Consider the following 22164-nt stretch of genomic DNA (forward strand, 5'->3'; position numbering starts at 1 on the left):
TCGTGAGCACAGAAATGATTGTCGGATCCAATTCCGACTTAGCTGACCAAGGTGTCCAGCAAGAACATAAGTCAGGAATGATGGGAAACCTTGGCGGTGTCGATATGATGCGTCAAGTAACTATGATTTTAGCCTTGGCGATTTGTTTGGCCTTAGCCGTATTTGTCATGCTGTGGGCACAGGAGCCTGAGTATCGTCCATTGGGTAAAATGGAAACTCAGGAAATGGTTCAAGTATTAGATGTGCTTGATAAAAATAAAGTTAAGTATCAAATCGATGTAGACGTGATTAAAGTCCCCGAAGATAAATATCAAGAAGTCAAAATGATGCTGAGCCGCGCAGGCGTCGATAGCCCTGCGGCTAGTCAAGACTTTTTGAATCAAGACAGCGGCTTCGGTGTCAGCCAACGTATGGAGCAGGCTCGTCTTAAGCACAGCCAAGAAGAAAACCTAGCCCGTGCGATTGAGCAACTACAAAGTGTTAGCCGCGCAAAAGTGATCCTCGCGTTACCTAAAGAAAACGTCTTTGCTCGCAATGCCTCAAAACCAAGTGCGACTGTGGTTATCAATACCCGTCGTGGCGGTTTAGGCCAAGGTGAAGTCGACGCTATCGTCGATATCGTTGCCTCTGCTGTGCAAGGTTTAGAGCCATCACGGGTGACTGTGACCGACTCTAACGGCCGTTTATTAAACTCCGGCAGCCAAGATGGCGCGTCTGCGACAGCCCGTCGCGAGCTTGAATTAGTACAGCAAAAAGAAGCCGAGTATCGCACTAAGATTGAATCGATTTTGGTACCTATCTTAGGTCCTGATAATTTCACCTCTCAAGTCGATGTCAGCATGGACTTTACTGCGGTCGAGCAAACTTCTAAGCGTTATAACCCTGATTTACCGTCTTTACGCAGCGAAATGACCGTTGAAAATAATACCACTGGCGGATCTTCGGGTGGGATCCCTGGCGCGCTATCGAATCAACCGCCAATGGAATCGAACATTCCGCAAGATGCGACTAAAGCGACCGAGTCTGTCACTGCGGGTAATTCACACCGTGAGGCGACCCGTAATTTTGAGTTAGATACCACCATTAGCCATACCCGTCAGCAAGTTGGCGCCGTTCGCCGCATTAGTGTGTCGGTTGCTGTGGACTTTAAACCCGGTGCCGCTGGAGAAAATGGCCAAGTGGCGCGCGTTGCCCGTACTGAACAAGAACTGACCAACATTCGTCGTTTACTCGAAGGTGCGGTAGGTTTTAGCTCGCAACGGGGTGATGTGTTAGAAGTGGTAACGGTTCCCTTTATGGATCAATTGGTTGAAGACTTGCCAGCACTAGAACTGTGGGAGCAACCTTGGTTCTGGCGCGCGATTAAGCTCGGTATTGGTGCGCTAGTGATCCTGGTACTGATTTTAGCTGTGGTACGTCCTATGCTGAAACGCTTAATCTATCCTGACAGTGTGAATATGCCTGAGGATGGCAGATTAGGTAACGAATTGGCCGAAATTGAGGACCAGTACGCGGCAGATACGCTAGGGATGCTCAATACCCAAGAGGCGGAATACAGTTATGCCGATGATGGTTCAATTCATATCCCTAATTTGCACAAAGATGATGATATGATTAAAGCTATCCGTGCGCTCGTGGCTAATGAGCCTGAGCTCTCTACTCAAGTCGTGAAAAACTGGTTACAAGATAATGGCTGAGAATAAAACGAAAGAAGTGGCTCCAGCGGCCCCACCTGCCTTTAACATTAAGGATATTAGCGGTGTTGAAAAGACCGCGATCTTACTCCTCAGTTTGAGTGAGGCCGATGCTGCATCCATTTTAAAACACTTAGAGCCGAAGCAAGTGCAAAAAGTGGGTATGGCGATGGCGGCAATGGATGAGTTTGGTCAAGAAAAAGTCATCGGGGTACATAAGCTGTTTCTCGATGACATTCAAAAGTATTCTTCTATTGGTTTCAACAGCGAAGAGTTCGTTCGTAAAGCCTTAACCGCCGCGCTGGGTGAAGATAAAGCGGGTAATCTGATTGAACAGATTATCATGGGCAGCGGTGCTAAAGGTTTGGATTCGTTGAAATGGATGGATGCACGCCAAGTAGCGACCATTATTCAAAACGAACATCCTCAGATCCAAACGATCGTGTTGTCCTATTTAGAACCCGATCAGGCGGCGGAAATTTTTGGTCAATTCCCAGAAAATACTCGCTTAGACTTGATGATGCGGATTGCGAATCTTGAAGAAGTACAGCCCGCTGCACTGCAAGAGCTGAACGACATCATGGAGAAACAGTTTGCCGGTCAAGGTGGCGCACAGGCCGCGAAAATGGGCGGCCTAAAAGCGGCTGCCAACATCATGAACTATTTAGATACGGGTATCGAAAGTCAGTTGATGGAAACCATGCGTGAGTCTGACGAAGAAATGGCGCAGCAAATCCAAGACTTGATGTTCGTATTTGAAAACTTAATCGATGTTGATGACCGTGGTATTCAAGCACTGCTCCGTGAAGTACAGCAAGATGTACTGATGAAGGCGCTCAAAGGCACAGATGATCAGCTGAAAGAAAAAATCTTGGGCAACATGTCAAAACGTGCCGCAGAATTGCTACGTGACGATCTTGAGGCCATGGGCCCAATCCGTATCAGTGAAGTGGAAGTCGCCCAAAAAGAAATCCTGTCTATTGCCCGTCGCTTAAGCGACAGTGGCGAAATCATGTTAGGCGGCGGTGGTGGCGATGAGTTCCTCTAATCCGAGCGACAATAAACCGTCAAATAAGGTCTTGAGCGACGGAGATATTGAGTTTAGTCACTGGGCACTGCCAGATGTGACTGAAGCCGATGACGATTCTATCTCGAATTTGTTCGGTCATTCGAATCATCAAGCCGCTAAGCCGACGACAGTTGAGAGTGTTTCTCCGCCGACGATGGCCGAGATTGAAGACATTCGCGCCCAAGCTGAAGAAGAAGGTTTTGCCGAAGGTAAACAACAAGGTTACGAGCAAGGGTTAGAAAAAGGTCGCTTAGAAGGCTTAGAGCAAGGCCATACCGAAGGGCTCGCCCAAGGGCATGAGCAAGGTTTAGAAACTGGTTTAGCTCAAGCCAAAGTTTTACTTTCGCGGTTTGAAGCCTTATTAACTCAATTTGAAAAGCCATTGCAATTACTCGATGGTGATATTGAGCTCTCCCTACTGAACTTGAGTATGACATTAGCTAAATCAGTCATAGGCCACGAATTAAAAACCCATCCAGAACAAGTGCTTTCGGCATTACGCTTAGGCATAGAGTCGCTACCGATTAAAGAGCAAGCGGTGACTATTCGGCTGCATCCTGACGATGTGATCCTTGTCGAACAACTTTATTCCACCGCCCAACTGACCCGCAGTAAATGGGAACTTGAAGTCGATCCGACGTTAAGTGCTGGCGATTGTATTCTGAGCTGTCATCGCTCATTAGTCGATTTAACGCTTTCATCGCGTATCGATACTGTGTTTGAGTCATTACGAAATCAACATGCGCATTTGAGTGATAAACAGCATCAACTGCAAGAGACGATTGAAGCTGAAGATACTGCCAAACAAGTTGCTGTGGCGCTTGAGTCTGAGCTTGATGATCAAACGGCGGATAACCAAGCTGTCGAGACGGTTAACTAAGACGCTGAGGATATGCAATCTGCCTCAAACACAGGTGATCACTTAGATACCCAATCGGATGCCGGAACAGATGCAAAATCGCCAACACCAACTGCTGAATAGGCTGAATCATCATCAGGATAAAGTGCCGCCATTTCGTGCTGTGGCCAGTGGTCAGCTGGTGCGTGTTGTTGGCTTAACCTTAGAGGCGAGCGGTTGCCGCGCGCCTGTGGGCAGCTTATGTTCCATCGAAACCATGGCGGGCGAGTTAATTGCCGAAGTTGTCGGCTTTGATGGTGAACTCCTTTATTTAATGCCTATCGAAGAATTACGTGGGGTATTACCCGGTGCCCGAGTGGTGCCTTTAGGGGAACAAACTGGACTTAATGTCGGCTTGTCCCTGTTAGGACGCGTGCTCGATGGCAACGGTGTGCCTTTAGATGGTTTAGGTGCTTTGCAGACAGATCAACAAGCGTCAAGACATAGCGCTGCCATTAATCCCTTATCTCGCCGTGCCATTACCGAGCCGCTGGACGTCGGCGTGCGCGCCATTAATGCCATGCTGACTGTGGGTAAAGGCCAACGTATGGGCTTGTTTGCCGGTTCTGGTGTGGGTAAGAGTGTGCTCTTAGGCATGATGACCCGTGGTACCACTGCCGACATTATTGTGGTTGGGCTGGTGGGCGAGCGTGGCCGTGAAGTCAAAGAGTTTATTGAAGAGATTCTTGGGGATAAAGGTCGAGCGCGTTCTGTTGTTGTTGCCGCGCCTGCAGATACCTCGCCGCTGATGCGCCTGCGCGCCTGTGAAACCTCGACTCGTATTGCCGAATATTTCCGCGATTTAGGCTATAACGTCTTGTTATTAATGGATAGTTTGACGCGATACGCCCAAGCGCAGCGGGAAATTGCTTTGGCTGTGGGTGAGCCGCCTGCCACCAAAGGCTATCCGCCTTCAGTGTTTGCCAAGCTGCCGCGTTTAGTTGAGCGCGCCGGCAACGGTGGCCCAGGTCAAGGTTCAATTACGGCATTTTATACTGTGTTGACGGAAGGGGACGATCAACAGGATCCCATTGCCGATGCATCGCGGGCGATCCTAGATGGTCACATAGTCTTGTCACGTTCGCTTGCGGACTCTGGGCATTATCCCGCCATTGATATTGAAGCTTCTATTAGCCGAGTCGCGCCTATGGTGATCTCCAATGAACATTTGGAAGCGATGCGCCGCGTGAAACAAACTTATTCCTTGTATCAGCAAAATCGGGATTTGATTTCAATTGGCGCTTATGCTCAAGGAAGCGATCCTCGAATCGATAATGCGATACGATTACAGCCGGCGATGAATGCTTTTTTACGCCAAACCATGCGTGATGCATTCAGTTTTACCGATAGCCAAGTCATGCTCGGGCAACTTGCCGCTCAGTGCAAATAATGGCGTCATCGAATTAATCGAGGTCTAGTATGGCTAACGCCGATCCCTTGTTGTTAGTGTTAAAGCTCGCCAATGATGCCGAAGAACAAGCGGCGTTACTGTTAAAATCGGCGCAATTAGAGTGCCAAAAGCGGCTGAATCAACTCAGTGCACTGAATAACTATCGCTTAGAATACATGAAGCAAATGCAATCCCAGCAAGGCCAAGCCATTAGTGCCAGTCACTATCATCAGTTTCATCGCTTTATTCGTCAGATTGATGACGCTATTACTCAGCAAAATCGCGTTGTGGCCGACGGTGAAAAACAAAAAGAATATCGACAACAGCATTGGTTGGAAAAACAGAAAAAACGTAAGGCAGTGGAATTACTCTTAGCGAGTAAAGAGAAGAAGCGCCAAGTTGTTGAACAAAAACGAGAGCAGAAAATGACCGATGAATTTGCTTCTCAGCAGTTTTATCGCCGTCATCAGCGTTAGTGTAATGGTGCGTTAAATGATCGGTATCTTTGCCATTCACTAACTCGTATGAGTTCAGTTTTCTGTTGCCGCTTATGGTGCAGAACATTTGTTCGACTTCTTTCCCTGAGTTTTATTCTTTTCAATATGCCGCAGTAAAAACTGAAGTTTTGGCATCTTATTTGCTTTAATTTAGTCCATGACCCTGCAACCGCAGTGTTTAATTGACGTTTCTACCTAGCCATTTTCTTTTTCTGCTGGGTGATGTTTGGGAGCACTTATGCAACAAATGACCAACATCCTGTTGAGTAAAACAGGCAACTCTGCGGCCAATTCCGCTAAGACATCTTCCCAAGAGTCTAATAATGAAGACTTTTCATCTACACTTGCGTCAGTCTCCGCTAGCTCATTTTCTATTTCCGCGCCTAAAAAGGCTGCAGCGAATACTGACGATAAAGTGCAAATCGCCTCTACTGATAAAGTAAAAGATAAAGACATATCAACGGATGACGCTGACGTAAATCTCATCTTCGCCCAAATAAGCATGGCAAATGACATGAAGAAAATGGCATCAGAGGGAGAGAGTTTGCCGTCTGACTTTTCCCAAGGGGAAAATAATGAGTCTGGTGACCCTTTATTGAAAAGTGATGCATTCAGTACCGTTGAGCTGTCGGGTGTACAAGCTTCAATGAAAGCGATAAACACTGAGCTTCCTATTGTCGACATCTCAGGCTCAGCGCAAGGTAAGGCTGATATTTTAACGTCAAGTGAAGTTAACCTGGCAACTGAGAAAAGTAATAGCAAGTCCTCAAACGGCGATCTATTAAGTATCCAAAAGGTATTGGACACTGATACTTCTTTTTCCTCTGAACTCAAAAAGCTAACTGGCCAACTTCAACTAGATACAGGGGCTTTAAATGAGACTGATGCCACTAATAAAGTATCTGCTGATAAAGAATCGGTAGAGATAATGCAAAAAAATACTCTAGTAGCCTCCAGTGGAACATCAGCAGAGATATTACCCGTTGAAGCAATCCAGGGTAAGAAAGTATTACTTGATGACACTTTAGATGCATTGAAGTCACAGTTATCTACGGATAAAAGCGTTGAATCTCATTCTGCATTTTTAAAGGGACAAGTCATTCCGCCGAACAGTAAAACATCTGAAAATTTGGATTTATCTGAATTTGTAGATACAGCAGAGACCGCGGCAAAGGCATCATCAAAAAATCTAGAAAGCGTGTTATTGAAAGAAGCAGATGTGACTGAACTTAAAGGTGATAAATCATTTTCAACGGACAAATATGCGCATCAAGTTGCGAGTCTAAACTCTGAACAGCGTGGTGCAAGGTTGGATCTTAATTCTGAGGCACTTGCAACCTCAGACGACGTAGACGAATCAGCGTTGAAGCCTAATACAGCAAGCCAAACCTTAAAGTCAGAAACGCTAGCGCCATCGACTACTAAGAATGAAATGGCTGCAACATCTATAATCGCTGATGAAATAGTGGATACATTGGACTTGGTAAGTCCCAAGATGGCAGATACCTCTAACTTGGGTGAGAACGATGCGAATGACGTTACTATTGCCAGCAATAACTTAACAGTACGCAATGCTGAGATTGCAAAACCTCAGCAAGTGAGCAGAAATGCCAATGTTGATGTCGTGGTTAGTAAAGTAGAAGTTCAGCCTATAGTTACAACACTGGATGCACAGAACATCTTAGGTAACGCTGTTGGTCCTAAGGACAGCATGGTGAGTGATACTGAGGTCAATGCTGATATCTCAAAAGCGGCAATGGATGCGGGGACTTTGCTAAAGGATGCTAAATACAGTGTGACGCTTGATGCTCAAAGAGATGCTAAGCCATTCGTTATGGGTGATGACGACAAGGGATCAACAACTGACATCAAGTCATTTTCTTCTTTAACTCAGTCATCGACACCACTACAAGTTAATCGTCAGGAAACAATGCAAGTTCAGCTGTCATTACGTCAAGGTGTCGATCAGCAGAATCAAATGCAAGAGATGATCCAACGGTTTTCACCTGTAATGAAGCAACAGTTGATCACTATGGTGAGTCAAGGTATTCAACATGCTGAGATTAGGCTTGATCCCCCAGAGCTTGGGCATATGCTGGTAAAAATCCAAGTGCATGGCGATCAAACCCAAGTACAGTTCCATGTCACTCAGACACAAACGCGTGATCTGGTTGAACAAGCTATGCCGAGATTGCGCGAGTTACTGCAAGAGCAAGGGATGCAATTGGCTGATAGTCATGTGTCTCAAGGTGGCCAAGGTGAACGTCGAGAGGGTGGTTTTGGCGATGGTGGCGGTTCAAATGGGACTGATGTGGATGAAATCTCGGCAGAAGAGCTACATTTAGGTTTAAATCAAGCCACTAGTGTAAATTCAGGTATAGATTATTACGCTTAAGTAGGTAACCTATAGCAATGACTAACATAGTTACGTTTCCATATTAATTAAACGTAAGTGTTTCTGCTTAAATTAAAGAGAATAGTGAATGGCTAAGGAAGAATCGTTAGAACTTGAGAACACCGAAGCTCCCAAAAGTAAAAAAAAGCTCTTTATTTTTATTGGAGTGGGGGTTTTAGTAGCTCTGCTTATTGCAGGTGCCCTGTGGTTTTTCCTTGGTAGTTCTGAGGACGCCGCTACGCCGACTGATGGAGCTGTCCAAACAATAACCCCTGCTGAAAGTGGTGCGCTCACTACAGCATCTTATGTGCCTATGCCCCGGCCTTTTTTGTTTAACCTCCCAGGCCCAGATCGTGCTCGTTTAGTTGAGATAAAAGTACAACTTATGGTGCGTGGTACAGACGATGATGTGCTGACACAAAAACACATCCCCCTGATTGAAGATGCGCTGTTAACGACCTTTAGCGGCGCTGATGTGCAAAAACTCAGTACGCAGGCGGGGAAAGATGAGTTACGCCAGTTAGCACTCTTGAGTGTGCAAAATACTTTGCAGTCGGTTACTGGCCGTAAAGTTGTCGAGAAAGTGCTGTTTACTGGTTTTGTGATGCAATAACCCTTTAATTTCAGCACCAAAAGAGGCTAAGGCAATATAGTGAGTGATTTATTAAGCCAAGACGAAATTGATGCGCTACTGCACGGGGTTGATGACGTCGATGATGATGACGAAATTGATTCCGCTGGGCATGATGCACGTTCCTATGATTTCTCATCCCAAGATCGAATAGTTCGTGGGCGTATGCCGACGTTGGAAATCGTGAATGAGCGTTTTGCACGCCATTTGCGTATCAGCATGTTCAATATGATGCGCCGCGCTGCCGAAGTGTCGATTAACGGTGTACAGATGCTCAAGTTTGGTGAGTATGTACATACGCTATTCGTTCCTACTAGCTTGAATATGGTGCGTTTTAGTCCGCTCAAGGGCACTGCATTGATCACCATGGAAGCTCGATTGGTGTTCATCCTAGTGGATAACTTCTTTGGTGGTGATGGGCGTTTCCATGCCAAGATTGAAGGGCGTGAATTTACGCCAACAGAAAGACGTATTGTACAACTGTTGCTCAAAATAATTTTTGAAGATTATAAAGATGCATGGGCACCTGTAATGGATGTTGAGTTCGATTATCTGGACTCAGAAGTTAATCCGGCCATGGCCAACATTGTCAGCCCTACCGAAGTTGTCGTGATTAACTCATTCCATATTGAAGTCGATGGCGGTGGCGGTGATTTCCATATCACTATGCCTTATTCCATGATTGAGCCTATTCGCGAGTTGCTCGATGCCGGTGTACAAAGTGATAAGCAAGATACTGACATGCGTTGGTCTCAGGCATTGCATGATGAAATCATGGATGTGAAGGTTGGATTCGATGCCAACATTGTGGAACATGAGTTAACGCTCAAAGATGTGATGAATTTTAAAGCGGGCGATATTATTCCGATTGAGCTGCCGGAATATATTATGATGAAAATCGAGGATTTACCGACATATCGTTGTAAAATGGGCCGTTCTAGAGATAACCTAGCGCTTAAAATACATGAAAAGATCCCTCGGCCAGAGACAGTTAAATCCGAGCTACAATTAGTGACGCGCAAGGGTAAATCTCGCGATATATCAGAATTATAAGGTGAAGTAAGATGAGCACAGACGATACGGATGATTGGGCTGCAGCAATGGCAGAACAAGCCTTAGAGGAAGCTAACGCGATTGAACTCGATGAATTAGTTGATGATTCAAGACCTATCACTAAGGCAGAAGCGGCAAAATTAGATACTATTTTAGATATCCCCGTCACTATCTCTATGGAAGTGGGCCGTAGCTACATTAGTATTCGTAACCTGTTGCAGTTAAACCAAGGTTCTGTGGTTGAGCTAGACAGAGTTGCAGGTGAACCCTTAGATGTGATGGTTAACGGTACGCTGATTGCGCATGGTGAGGTTGTGGTAGTAAACGATAAATTCGGTATTCGTTTAACCGATGTGATCAGTCAAACCGAGCGAATTAAAAAGCTTAAATAATACGAGCTGTATAAGTAGTTGGAACTTTAAATGAGCACATCGGTAATACAGAGTTTAGTGGCAGCGGTTCAAACGAGCGCCGATAGCCTCGGGGAAAGCGCAGCGAACATGACTCCAGCCGCAAAAATGGCTGAACCTTCTCAAGTCGCAACCCTAGCGAGTATGTTAGGTGGCTTGATTCTGGTTTTACTCTTAATTTTTGCGTTAGCTTATCTACTGAGGCGGTTCAATTTAGTACCCACTACCAACGGTGTTCTAAAAACGATAGCCGTGACTTCCCTCGGTCAAAAAGAGCGTTTAGTCTTGGTACAGGTGGGGGAACAGCAATATTTACTTGGAGTGAGCTCGCAGCAGGTGAGTTTGATCGATAAGTTAGCTGAACCTATCCATATAGAGTCTGATTCCTTTGCGAGTCGGCTACGTCAGGCGAAATTAAAACAATGACAACACGTATCCTCGCGCTAGTTGGCTTAGTTATTCTGTTATGCATGCCGTCGGCATGGGCTGCCGATGGTGTTTTGCCTGCGGTTACCGTAACAACAGGACCTGACGGTTCAACAGAATACTCGGTCACAATGCAGATTTTACTGTTGATGACATCGCTGAGTTTTTTACCTGCGATGCTCATTATGTTGACCTCTTTCACGCGGATCATCATCGTTCTGTCAATATTACGTCAAGCCATTGGGTTGCAACAGACGCCGTCTAATCAAGTCTTAATTGGCATGAGTTTATTCATGACCTTCTTTATTATGGCGCCGGTGTTTGACCGGATTTATGACGAAGGGGTTAAGCCTTACATTGAAGAGCAGTTAACCTTGCAGCAAGCGTTTGAAAAAGGCAAAGAGCCACTCAAAGGTTTTATGTTGGGGCAAGTCAGGACCACTGACTTAAAAACTTTTATCGAAATTTCAGGCTATAAGAACATTAAGTCGCCCGAAGAAGCTCCGATGAGTGTGCTGATCCCCGCCTTTATTACCAGCGAGTTGAAAACAGCTTTTCAAATTGGCTTTATGTTGTTCGTGCCATTTTTAGTGTTAGACCTTGTGGTGGCCAGTATCTTAATGGCCATGGGTATGATGATGTTATCTCCTATGATAGTGTCACTACCGTTTAAGATTATGCTGTTTGTGCTCGTCGATGGTTGGAGCTTAGTCCTAGGGACATTAGCGAATAGTTTCGGGTAGCCAAGGGAGAGTCCACACATGAGTCCAGAGGCGCTAATTGATATTTTTCGTGAGGCTCTATCCGTTATTGTCATGATGGTGTCTGCCATTGTACTACCTGGGCTAGGTATCGGTTTGATTGTTGCTGTGTTTCAAGCCGCGACTTCGATCAACGAACAGACATTAAGCTTTCTTCCGCGATTATTAGTGACACTTTTCGGTTTGATGTTCATGGGACATTGGTTAGTAGAAACCCTAATGGACTTTTTTGTCGAGATGGTTAATCGCATCCCGCAAGTAATAGGCTAACCCAATGGAGCTTCTGCTCGATACCTTAATGCAGACCATTGCCGCTTATATGTGGCCGCTGTTTCGTGTCACCAGTATGCTGATGGTAATGGTGGTATTTGGGGCGGCAACAACACCGAGCCGCGTACGCTTATTATTGGCTATGGCGATTACCTTTGCTATAGCACCAGTGCTTCCTCCCGTTCAAAATGCCGATTTATTTTCACTCAGCGCAGTATTTATCACAGCGCAGCAAATCATTATTGGTGTTGCCATGGGGTTTGTGACTCAAATGGTGATGCAAGTTTTTGTATTAACCGGACAGATTATTGGTATGCAAACCAGTCTCGGTTTTGCCTCTATGGTGGATCCCGGTTCTGGTCAGCAAACTCCGGTTATTGGTAACTTTTTCCTATTGTTGGCGACATTGATCTTCTTAGCTGTAGATGGCCATCTGTTGATGATCCGTATGCTGGTGGCGAGCTTTGAGACCCTACCCATTTCTAATCAAGGATTAACACTCACTAGCTACCGTGCTCTAGCAGATTGGGGTTCGTATATGTTTGGTGCGGCATTAACTATGTCGATATCCGCGATTATCGCCCTGTTGTTAGTCAATTTGTCCTTCGGGGTGATGACCCGCGCCGCGCCGCAGTTAAACATTTTCTCTATAGGTTTTCCGATCACTATGATTGGCGGGCTGTTTATTCTTTGGTTAACCTTAACACCTGTCATGGAGCATTTTGATGAAGTGTGGGCCGCGGCTCAAGTGCTGCTTTGCGATATGTTAGCGCTTCAATGTAACGCAGATGGCTTGATATGACGGTATTAGGAGCAGCCCATGGCTGAAGAATCAAGCGGTGAACGCAGTGAGGAACCCACAGGGAGGCGTCTAGAACAGGCGCGGGAAAAAGGGCAGATTGCGCGTTCTAAAGAACTCGGTACAGCAGCAGTATTAATTTCGGCAGCATGTGGTTTTTATATGCTAGGTCCTAGTCTAGCCACGAGTCTAACTCGGGTGTTTGAGACGGTTTTTACCATGGACCGGGCGCAAATATTTGATACTGAAGAAATGTTTAATGTCTGGGGCGTTGTCGCGAGCGAAATCGCATGGCCCATGGCAAAAATTATGCTGTTGATCGTAGTTGTTGCTTTTATTGGCAACGTTGCCTTAGGTGGAATGAATTTTTCGACCCAAGCTATGATGCCTAAGGCCAGTAAAATGAGCCCTGCAGCAGGTCTAAAGCGCATGTTTGGCGTGCAAGCAGTAGTTGAGCTGACAAAGGGGATTGCCAAGTTTTCTGTGGTGGCATTTTCGGCATATTTATTACTGAGCTTTTATTTTAACGATATTATGTTGCTGTCTAGCGACCATCTTCCCGGTAATGTCTACCACGCATTAGATTTACTCGTGTGGATGTTTATCTTGTTATGCTCCTCTATTTTATTAATTGTCGTCATCGATGTGCCGTTCCAAATTTGGAATCATAACAAGCAACTTAAGATGACCAAACAAGAAGTAAAAGATGAATATAAGGACACTGAAGGGAAACCAGAAGTAAAAGGGCGGGTACGACAGATGCAACGCGAGTTAGCCCAGCGTCGAATGATGACTGAAGTACCCAATGCCGATGTCATCGTTGTTAACCCCGAGCATTTTGCAGTAGCGATTAAATACGATGTACAGCGCTCCGCCGCTCCCTTTGTGATTGCCAAAGGCGTTGATGACGTTGCATTTAAAATTCGTGAGATTGCTCGCGAACACAATATTGCCATTGTCTCTGCACCACCTCTTGCGAGGGCGATATACCATACGACTAAGTTAGATCAACAAATCCCCGAAGGACTATTTACTGCCGTGGCACAGATTTTGGCTTATGTTTTCCAGTTACGTCAATATCAGAAAGGACGTGGTCGCAAACCTATTCCTGTCCCGCTTAATCAGCCCATCCCTGATGAGTTAAAATATTAAGTTAGCAGCATCTGACAATCGTGAGCGAAAGTCAGACAATGTCACTTTGTATGGATATTCCACTGTTATTTCTTCTTTATATCAATAAGTCACTGGTATAATTTTTCTTAATTAGTCTGATTTATTTTGTTGGCGCGTTTTTTGCTTTTCGCTTATTACACGTCAAAATTTAGGTTATAGCGAATGGATGTTAAAGCGACTCTTGGTCAAGTAAAACAAATGCGGCTGAGCTCATTCAAAGGCATTGGTACGCCTATGGTTGTGCTTGCTGCATTGGCCATGATTGTTTTACCTATCCCTCCATTTCTATTAGACATACTTTTCTCATTCAACATTGCCTTAGCGCTCATCGTATTGTTAGTCGCTATTTATACCGATAGACCATTAGATTTCGCCGCTTTTCCAACTGTATTGCTGGTGGCGACATTACTACGACTTGCACTCAACGTCGCTTCAACTCGTGTGGTATTACTCGAAGGCCATAATGGTGGTGATGCGGCAGGTAAGGTGATTGAAGCCTTCGGTTCTGTGGTGATTGGCGGTAACTATGCCGTTGGTTTAGTTGTTTTTATCATTTTGATTATTATCAACTTTGCGGTGGTGACTAAAGGTGCTGGTCGTATCGCAGAAGTGAGCGCCCGCTTTACCTTGGACGCTATGCCAGGTAAGCAAATGGCAATTGATGCCGATTTAAATGCTGGAACCTTAAACCAAGACCAAGCAAGAATACGTCGCGCCGAAGTGACTCGTGAAGCTGATTTTTATGGCGCGATGGATGGTGCTTCAAAATTCGTAAAAGGTGATGCCGTTGCGGGTATCATGATTTTAGTGATAAACATCTTAGGTGGTTTCATCATAGGGATTGTTCAGCATGGCTTAAGTTTCTCTGAAGCGGTTGAAATTTATACCTTGCTGACTATCGGTGATGGTCTGGTGGCGCAGATCCCAGGCTTATTACTGTCAATCGCTGCCGCCTTGATGGTAACCCGTCAAAATGAATCGGGCGATATGGGCCAAATGATGATGAGTCAGATGTTTGACAGTCATAAATCATTGGGTATCGCCGCCGGAGTGTTATTTGTCATGGGTATTGTTCCTGGCATGCCACATATGGCGTTCTTAAGCTTCGCCTTTATTACTGCAGGTGCTGCCTATTTTGTCTATAAGCGTAATGAATCAAAACGCATTAAAGCCTTAGAACTTGTTAAATCAGGCCCTGTAGAGAGACAAGATAAAGAGCCTAAAGAACTGGGTTGGGACGATGTGCATCATGTTGATACTATTGGGCTTGAGGTTGGATATCGCTTGATCCCACTGGTCGATAAGGGCCAAGGTGGCGAGTTATTAAGCCGTATCAAAGGAGTCCGTAAGAAGTTATCGCAAGAGTTGGGCTTCTTAGTGCCTGCGGTGCATATTCGCGATAACTTAGATTTGTCACCTAATGCCTACCGCATTTCTCTAATGGGCGTAGTTGTTGGTGAGGCGGATATTCGTCACGATTGTGAATTGGCGATTAATCCCGGCCAAGTCTATGGCAAGCTTGACGGTATTGAAACGCGCGATCCGGCTTTCGGTCTGGAAGCAGTATGGATTGCCCCTGAATTACGTGAGCATGCACAAACATTAGGTTATACCGTTGTTGATGCAGCTACGGTTGTGGCAACCCATATTAGTCAATTGCTGACCAATAATGCTGCTAAGTTGTTAGGATACGAAGAAGTGCAACAACTGATGGATATGCTTGCGAAACACTCGCCTAAGCTGGTGGATGGCTTTATTCCTGATGTCATGCCGTTAGGACATGTCGTAAAAGTGATGCAGAACCTGTTAAATGAAGGGGTTTCAGTCAGAGACTTGCGTACTATAGTGCAAACTTTGTTAGAATACGGCACTAAGAGTAATGACACTGAAGTCTTGACCGCTGCAGTTCGTATCGCGTTGAAACGTATGATCGTTCAGGAAATTTCAGGCCCAGAGCTCGAAATCCCCGTCATAACTTTGGCGCCAGAGTTGGAACAGATGTTGCATCAGTCAATGCAAGCAACCGGTGGTGATGGTCCTAACATTGAACCCGGTCTTGCAGAACGCATGCAGCAGTCTCTTGCCGATGCGGCTCAGAAGCAAGAAATGGTCGGACAACCTGCCATATTGTTGACGTCAGGTATGTTACGCGCGACGCTGTCACGCTTTGTTAAACATACTATTCCTAATCTCAGAGTCATTTCATATCAAGAAATACCTGATGAGAAGCAAATACGTATCGTATCTGCAGTCGGCCAGTAGAGGACGCATAAGTGAAGATTAAACGATTTTTTGCCAAAGACATGCGCGCCGCACTGGCCCAAGTGAAAGAAACACTCGGCTCAGATGCCGTCATTATGTCAAATAAGAAAGTGAATGGGGGCATCGAAATTGTCGCCGCCGTTGACTATGACGAACCTAAAGCGAAAACCGCAGCTACTGCGCCAGCGCCAACCTTTATGGACGTGAGTGACGACCTTGTGTCCTTGGGTGCTAAACAGCCAGTACGAGTAGAAACCCGTGCAAAGCCTGCGGCACCTGCTGACTCATTACAAGCCTTGTTAGAGAAGCAGCAAAGTCGTTTGAATCAACAGATGTCGCATCAGCAAGTTGATGCAGCGTTACCCGCATGGGCAAAGGGGTTACAAGCTCCGGTTGCGGCAAAAGTGGAGCGTCGCGAAGCGCCTGCTACGTTTGATAAGAAGCCACAGACATCACAGAAACAAAGCGCAGATATTGAGGCAATGCGTGATGAGTTAGCCTCATTGCGTAATTTATTGACACACCAAGTGTCCTCTTTGATGACAGAACATAAAAAACGCATCGACCCCGTCGGTGCTATGCTCGAGGCCAAGTTACTTGAGGCTGAATTCTCCCCTGCGGTTGCGAACAAATTAGCGGCGCTGAGCCAACACTATACGCCTGCAGAATTAGTTCGAGCTTTACCTCAAAGTCTCGCTAACATGCTTGATAATCAAGGTGATGATATTGTTAAACAGGGCGGAGTGGTTGCATTAGTGGGTCCAACCGGTGTGGGTAAAACCACGTCATTAGCGAAACTTGCTGCCCGTTTTGCTGCCCATCATGGTGCTGAGCATGTGGCTTTGATAACGACAGATCATTATCGTATCGGAGCCTATGAGCAATTAGCAACTTATGGCAAAATAATGGGCTGCCCAGTAAAGCAAGCTCATGATCTGAATGAATTAGAGCAAATTCTCTATCAGTTTAGGAATCGCAAGCTAGTATTGATAGATACGGCTGGCATGGGACAACGAGATATGCGTCTTTACCAGCAACTTGATAATTTAACTGCAAATAGCAGGATACCTATCCGCAGTTATCTGGTACTGTCTGCGACAGGACAGCGCCGTGTGCTGCAAGATGCAGTCAATCATTTTAAACGCATTCCCCTATCTGGTGTCGTTCTCACAAAACTCGATGAATCTGTGTCGTTAGCAGGGGCATTAAGTGTGTTGATCCAAAACGGATTACCATTAAGTTATGTTACTGATGGACAAAGAGTTCCTGAAGATATGAAAGTTGCGGATACCTTAGATTTAGCCCAGCAGGCACTCGCAGCGTTAGATAGTACAGAACAACAATCATTACAAGACACAGCGTGGTCAGATAATATGGCCTGTGCATTTGAGTAGATTTATGACCCTGGATCAAGCAAGTGGTTTACGTATGATGAATCAACCCTATAACGAAAAAGTGAAAGTAATCGCGGTCACAGGTGGTAAAGGTGGCGTTGGTAAAACCAGCGTTTCCATTAATACAGCTGTGGCATTAGCCGAAAAAGGCAAGCGTGTCTTGGTACTTGATGCTGACCTTGGCTTAGCAAACGTCGATGTCATGCTGGGTATTCGTGCCGAGCGTAACCTCTCCCATGTCCTCTCTGGTGATGCAGAGCTTGACGATATTATCGTTCGTGGCCCTAAAGGGATTGGCATAGTGCCAGCCACTTCAGGAACACAAGGGATGGTGGAATTAAGTCCAGCGCAACATGCCGGGTTAATTCGCGCATTTAGTGAGATGCGGACTCAGTTTGATATTCTAGTCGTAGATACTGCTGCTGGGATTTCAGATATGGTGCTCAGTTTCTCACGTGCATCGCAGGATGTGCTGGTCGTTGTTTGTGATGAACCCACATCAATTACCGATGCCTATGCCCTGATAAAAATCCTCAGCCGTGAGCATGGCGTGTTCCGTTTTAAAATAGTTGCCAATATGGTGCGTAGTTTACGCGAAGGTATGGAATTATTTGCTAAACTCAGTAAAGTGACCGACAGATTTTTGGATGTAGCCCTTGAATTGGTTGCAACAATCCCATTTGACGAAAACTTACGTAAATCAGTTCGTAAACAAAAATTGGTGGTTGAAGCTTATCCTAAATCACCAGCAGCGATTGCGTATCAAGGGTTGGCAAATAAAATTCTAAGCTGGCCTGTACCGCAGCAACCTGGTGGGCATTTGGAGTTTTTCGTTGAGCGTTTAGTACAACGACCAGATTTTCAAGAGGAAAAAACGAGTGAATAAAGCCGCTGCGTATACTTGTTTAGACAATAAATCGTCGATCGTTGAACAGTATGCTCCGTTGGTTAAAAGAATTGCGCATCATTTACTCGCCAGACTACCTGCCTCCGTGCAGTTAGATGATTTACTCCAAGCTGGGATGATGGGGTTATTAGAAGCATCATCCAAGTTTGATGGTGGCAAGGGTGCGAAATTTGAAACCTTCGCCGGCATACGCATACGTGGGGCCATGTTAGATGAAATTCGCCGCGGCGATTGGGTCCCTCGTTCCGTTCATCGTAACAACCGCAAGGTTGCACACGCTATAGATGAGTTAGAGCAAGCGCTGGGTCGTGATGCACGCGACACAGAAATTGCAGAAAAACTTGATATGACGCTCGATGAGTACCATCATATTCTTAACGATGTTTCTGTCGGAAAAATCATAGGGATAGAAGACTTAGGCGTATCTCAGGATATACTTACAGTGAGTGATCGGTCCGATGATGATTCATTTGAAGTATTAGCTGAGAACCAATTTCATTCTGCTCTGGTTGAGGCAATTAAATTATTGCCTGAAAGAGATGCATTAGTGTTATCCCTGTACTACGATGAAGCATTGAATTTAAAAGAGATTGGCGCCATTCTTGAAGTCAGTGAATCGCGGGTTAGCCAGATATTAAGTCAGGCAATGTTGCGATTGAAAGCTAAACTCAAGCACTGGACATAAGTATAATTATTAATCGAGCACAGAATGTCAGCTCACCGGAGGAAACCTTGGACAAGAATATGAAGATTCTCATTGTTGACGATTTTTCGACAATGAGGCGTATCATCAAGAACTTGTTGCGAGACTTGGGGTTTAACAACACCCAAGAAGCAGACGATGGCTCAACAGCCCTGCCGATGTTGCAAAAGGGGGATTTTGATTTTGTTGTTACAGATTGGAATATGCCCGGCATGCAAGGGATCGATCTGTTAAAAGCAATTCGCGCAGATGATTCGCTAAAGCATTTACCCGTATTAATGGTAACTGCTGAAGCAAAACGTGAACAGATTATTGCTGCCGCTCAAGCGGGAGTGAATGGATATGTGGTTAAGCCTTTTACCGCTGCAACGCTGAAAGAGAAGTTAGATAAAATATTCGAACGACTCGCTTGAGCAAGGATGAGCTATGAAGTCACAAACATCAGGGCTCATCACGCTCGAGCAAGCTCAGCACTTTGTTGAATTATTAAGTGCAGGTGAGCAAAGTCAGGCAGATGATTTATTTCGGGAGCTTGCAGCTCCATTGCAACGAGAATTATTCGAAGAAGTAGGGAAATTAACTCGGCAACTTCATAGTGCGCTGATGGATTTTCAAGTTGATAATCGTCTTTCTGAATTAGCCAATACAGAAATTCCCGATGCCAAGCAACGTTTAAATTACGTTATTGACATGACTGAACAAGCGGCAAATAAAACCATGGATGCGGTTGAAGAATGTTTACCTTTGGCCAATGCCGTAACGGTTAATATTCAAAAAGTCATGCCATCTTGGGACAGATTAATGCGACGCGAGATAGTCTTAAGTGACTTTAAGGTTCTTTGTCACGATGTCCAAGATCTTATGTCCCGTAGTGCAAATGACTCGACTCGATTACGTGAATTGCTGAATCAAATTTTGATGGCGCAAGATTTTCAAGACTTAACAGGACAAATAATCCGTCGTGTTATTGATCTAGTAATGGAAGTTGAAAGTAATCTGGTTTCTATGCTGACGGTATTTGGTGAGCAACCTATGATTGAAACTCAGATTGCTCAGAAAAATAATATTGAAGCGGAAGGGCCGATAATGAATGCCGAGCTTCGTCAAGATGTAGTAACGGGTCAAGACGAAGTGGATGATCTTCTATCGAGTCTGGGTTTCTAACTGGGAGTCAATTTGATGGCCTTTGATGTAGATGAAGAGATACTCCAGGACTTTTTAATCGAAGCCGGTGAAATTTTAGAGCTTCTGCAAGAGCAACTCGTTGCGCTTGAAAATAATCCTGATGACACAAACTTGCTAAACGCCATTTTCCGAGGGTTTCATACCGTTAAAGGTGGCGCAGGCTTTCTTAGCTTAACTCCCATGGTCGATGTGTGTCATGAGGCTGAAAATACCTTCGATCTATTGCGCACAGGCAAACGCAGCGTAAACGCAGAGCTGATGGATATTATTTTGCAGGCTGTTGATGCTATTAATACCATGTTTGCTCAAACGCAGCAGGGCGAACAACAAGATCCCGCTGAGTCAGGCCTGTTGTCTAGACTTAAAATGCTGAGTTCAGGTGCGCTATTGCCATCTGAAGTTGCGTCTGCAGAAGTGGTAGAAGTTGTCGAGCCAGAGCCTATCGTTGAAGCCATTGTTGAAACTCCCGTCCCACAAGACATTCCCTCAGAGATAAGTAATAGCTCATCTTCAAGTATTGATGATATCAACGATGCTGAATTTGAAGCTTTGTTAGATGCGCTTCATGGCTCTGGAAAAGGCCCCGCGGCTGCTACCGCTGTGGCGTCTGAACCAGTGGTCGCTAAGCCAGCAGCGCCAGTTAAAGCGCCTTCAGCATCGGGTGATGACATCACTGATGATGAGTTTGAGGCATTGCTTGATGAACTGCATGGTTCAGGCAAGTTTAAAGCAGAGGAAGAAGTGCCAGCTAAACCAAAGGTCGCTTCGGCTCCCACGCCTCAACCGATAGTGGATGCCGATGAAATTACTGATGATGAGTTTGAAAGATTACTCGATGAACTCCATGGTAAAAATGCGGCCCCTGCAAAAGCAGAAGTAAAAGCGCCTACTGCATCAGTAACGCCAGCTTCGACTGCAGCACCTAAAGTTGCGACTCCCGTACCAGTAAAAGCTGCTGCGCCTGCTCCAGTCCCTGTAGTTGCCGCAAAACCGAAAGTGGACATTGCGGTTGTTGAGAAAGCGCCAGCTAAAGCAAGTTCAGCAAATGTGCCTCAAGGTGAAACTACAGTACGTGTTGATACTGCACGACTCGACCAAATCATGAATATGGTGGGCGAGTTAGTGTTAGTGCGTAATCGATTAGTGAGCTTAGGCATCAGTCGTGATGATGAGGAAATGTCTAAGGCCCTTGCGAACTTAGATCTCGTGACTGCCGATTTGCAAGGCGCGGTGATGAAAACCCGTATGCAACCGATCAAGAAAGTGTTTGGTCGTTTCCCTCGGGTAGTACGTGATCTTGCGCGTACACTCAATAAAGAAATTGATTTGATCATGGTCGGTGAAGAAACCGATCTAGATAAAAACTTAGTTGAAGCGCTTGCCGATCCACTCGTCCACTTAGTGCGTAACTCGGTGGATCACGGTATTGAAATGCCAAATGAGCGTGAAGCCAACGGCAAGCCGAGAACGGGTACGATTACCTTATCTGCAAGTCAGGAAGGTGACCATATACTGCTAAAAATCGAAGACGATGGCGCAGGTATGGACCCTGAAAAACTGAAAAAAATCGCGATAACACGTGGTGTGCTCGATGAAGATTCAGCTTCGCGAATGACTGACAGTGAAGCGTATAATTTGATTTTTGCGCCCGGTTTTTCAACTAAGGTCGAGATTTCAGATATTTCTGGTCGTGGCGTTGGGATGGACGTGGTAAAAACCCGTATCACTCAGCTTAACGGCACAGTGCATATTGATTCTATGAAAGGTAAGGGCACGATACTTGAGATTAAAGTACCGTTAACGCTGGCGATTATGCCAACCTTAATGGTTGATGTCGCTAAACAAGTGTTTGCATTACCTCTGTCTAGCGTGAACGAGATATTCCATCTCGATCTCACCAAGACCAATATCGTCGACGGACAACTCACCGTCATAGTGCGTAACAAGGCTGTGCCTTTGTTCTATTTGGAGCACTGGCTGCATAGAAACAAAACCACTTTTAAACATGGCGATAAAAAGCATGGTCATGTGGTGATTGTACAATTAGGTATGATGCAAATTGGTTTTGTGGTCGATGCCCTAATAGGCCAAGAAGAGGTGGTGATTAAACCCCTTGGCGCTATGTTACATGGCACTCCTGGGATGGCTGGCGCGACGATTACATCGGATGGTGGTATCGCACTGATATTAGATGTCCCTGGATTGTTAAAGCATTATGCGAAAAGTAAGAATTAGTTTCCAAGCTAA

General features: G+C 45.4%; 21 protein-coding genes. All 21 read left to right on the top strand.

Annotation, left to right across the window (positions count from 1 at the left end):
• Positions 1-14 precede the first annotated feature (14 nt).
• The 21 genes from fliF to FW758_RS13700 all read left to right on the top strand — a co-directional run bounded on the left by fliF (position 15) and on the right by FW758_RS13700 (position 22152).
• Positions 15-1697: a flagellar basal-body MS-ring/collar protein FliF gene (gene fliF, locus FW758_RS13600; protein ID WP_006085615.1), complete on the top strand. Its 1683-nt coding sequence runs from the start codon at positions 15-17 to the stop codon at positions 1695-1697.
• On the top strand, positions 1690-2742 hold the full coding sequence (gene fliG, locus FW758_RS13605) for a flagellar motor switch protein FliG (protein ID WP_006082405.1): 1053 nt from the start codon (positions 1690-1692) through the stop codon (positions 2740-2742). Before fliF ends, fliG begins: the two co-directional genes overlap by 8 nt.
• Positions 2729-3643 (top strand): flagellar assembly protein FliH, encoded by a 915-nt coding sequence (fliH, locus tag FW758_RS13610; protein ID WP_446445671.1) that lies wholly within the window; start codon positions 2729-2731, stop codon positions 3641-3643. Before fliG ends, fliH begins: the two co-directional genes overlap by 14 nt.
• 70 nt (positions 3644-3713) lie before the next feature.
• Complete coding sequence (fliI, locus tag FW758_RS13615; protein WP_446445672.1) at positions 3714-5051, top strand: flagellar protein export ATPase FliI; 1338 nt, start codon at positions 3714-3716, stop codon at positions 5049-5051.
• Between the two features lie 29 nt (positions 5052-5080).
• Positions 5081-5527, top strand: coding sequence for a flagellar export protein FliJ (fliJ, locus tag FW758_RS13620; RefSeq protein ID WP_006082402.1), 447 nt, complete (start codon positions 5081-5083; stop codon positions 5525-5527).
• A gap of 259 nt (positions 5528-5786) precedes the next feature.
• Positions 5787-7943 carry a flagellar hook-length control protein FliK gene (locus tag FW758_RS13625; RefSeq protein ID WP_446445673.1) on the top strand — a complete coding sequence of 719 codons (2157 nt, stop codon included), beginning with the start codon at positions 5787-5789 and terminating at the stop codon, positions 7941-7943.
• 88 nt (positions 7944-8031) lie between these two features.
• A complete protein-coding gene (gene fliL / locus FW758_RS13630; RefSeq protein ID WP_006085611.1) occupies positions 8032-8556 on the top strand; it encodes a flagellar basal body-associated protein FliL in 525 nt (174 codons plus the stop codon).
• Between the two features lie 39 nt (positions 8557-8595).
• The gene (gene fliM / locus FW758_RS13635) at positions 8596-9627 is read left to right on the top strand and encodes a flagellar motor switch protein FliM (RefSeq protein ID WP_259213022.1); all 1032 of its coding nucleotides are present in this window, start codon (positions 8596-8598) and stop codon (positions 9625-9627) included.
• Positions 9628-9638: 11 nt separating this feature from the next.
• Positions 9639-10019, top strand: coding sequence for a flagellar motor switch protein FliN (fliN, locus tag FW758_RS13640; protein WP_006082397.1), 381 nt, complete (start codon positions 9639-9641; stop codon positions 10017-10019).
• Positions 10020-10049: 30 nt separating this feature from the next.
• Positions 10050-10463 carry a flagellar biosynthetic protein FliO gene (fliO, locus tag FW758_RS13645; RefSeq protein WP_446445674.1) on the top strand — a complete coding sequence of 138 codons (414 nt, stop codon included), beginning with the start codon at positions 10050-10052 and terminating at the stop codon, positions 10461-10463.
• Positions 10460-11206, top strand: coding sequence for a flagellar type III secretion system pore protein FliP (fliP, locus tag FW758_RS13650; protein ID WP_011847299.1), 747 nt, complete (start codon positions 10460-10462; stop codon positions 11204-11206). The genes fliO and fliP overlap by 4 nt, the downstream gene beginning before the upstream one ends.
• 18 nt (positions 11207-11224) lie before the next feature.
• Positions 11225-11494, top strand: a complete 270-nt coding sequence (fliQ, locus tag FW758_RS13655; protein WP_107404155.1) for a flagellar biosynthesis protein FliQ — start codon at positions 11225-11227, stop codon at positions 11492-11494.
• 4 nt (positions 11495-11498) lie between these two features.
• Complete coding sequence (fliR, locus tag FW758_RS13660; protein WP_107404156.1) at positions 11499-12296, top strand: flagellar biosynthetic protein FliR; 798 nt, start codon at positions 11499-11501, stop codon at positions 12294-12296.
• 18 nt (positions 12297-12314) lie between these two features.
• Positions 12315-13445: a flagellar biosynthesis protein FlhB gene (flhB, locus tag FW758_RS13665; RefSeq protein WP_446445675.1), complete on the top strand. Its 1131-nt coding sequence runs from the start codon at positions 12315-12317 to the stop codon at positions 13443-13445.
• Between the two features lie 183 nt (positions 13446-13628).
• Entirely contained in the window at positions 13629-15728 is a 2100-nt protein-coding gene (gene flhA / locus FW758_RS13670) for a flagellar biosynthesis protein FlhA (RefSeq protein ID WP_006085606.1), read from the top strand.
• An 11-nt stretch (positions 15729-15739) separates the two neighbouring features.
• The gene (flhF, locus tag FW758_RS13675) at positions 15740-17122 is read left to right on the top strand and encodes a flagellar biosynthesis protein FlhF (RefSeq protein ID WP_006085604.1); all 1383 of its coding nucleotides are present in this window, start codon (positions 15740-15742) and stop codon (positions 17120-17122) included.
• A gap of 4 nt (positions 17123-17126) precedes the next feature.
• Entirely contained in the window at positions 17127-18008 is an 882-nt protein-coding gene (locus FW758_RS13680; RefSeq protein ID WP_006082389.1) for a MinD/ParA family protein, read from the top strand.
• Positions 18001-18714, top strand: a complete 714-nt coding sequence (locus FW758_RS13685) for an RNA polymerase sigma factor FliA (protein ID WP_446445676.1) — start codon at positions 18001-18003, stop codon at positions 18712-18714. Before FW758_RS13680 ends, FW758_RS13685 begins: the two co-directional genes overlap by 8 nt.
• A gap of 47 nt (positions 18715-18761) precedes the next feature.
• Entirely contained in the window at positions 18762-19145 is a 384-nt protein-coding gene (cheY, locus tag FW758_RS13690; protein WP_007649667.1) for a chemotaxis response regulator CheY, read from the top strand.
• 13 nt (positions 19146-19158) lie between these two features.
• A complete protein-coding gene (locus FW758_RS13695; protein WP_446445677.1) occupies positions 19159-19896 on the top strand; it encodes a protein phosphatase CheZ in 738 nt (245 codons plus the stop codon).
• Positions 19897-19911: 15 nt separating this feature from the next.
• Complete coding sequence (locus tag FW758_RS13700; protein ID WP_446445678.1) at positions 19912-22152, top strand: chemotaxis protein CheW; 2241 nt, start codon at positions 19912-19914, stop codon at positions 22150-22152.
• The last annotated feature ends 12 nt before the right edge of the window (positions 22153-22164 follow it).

Source organism: Shewanella sp. 1180_01, from assembly GCF_052850535.1.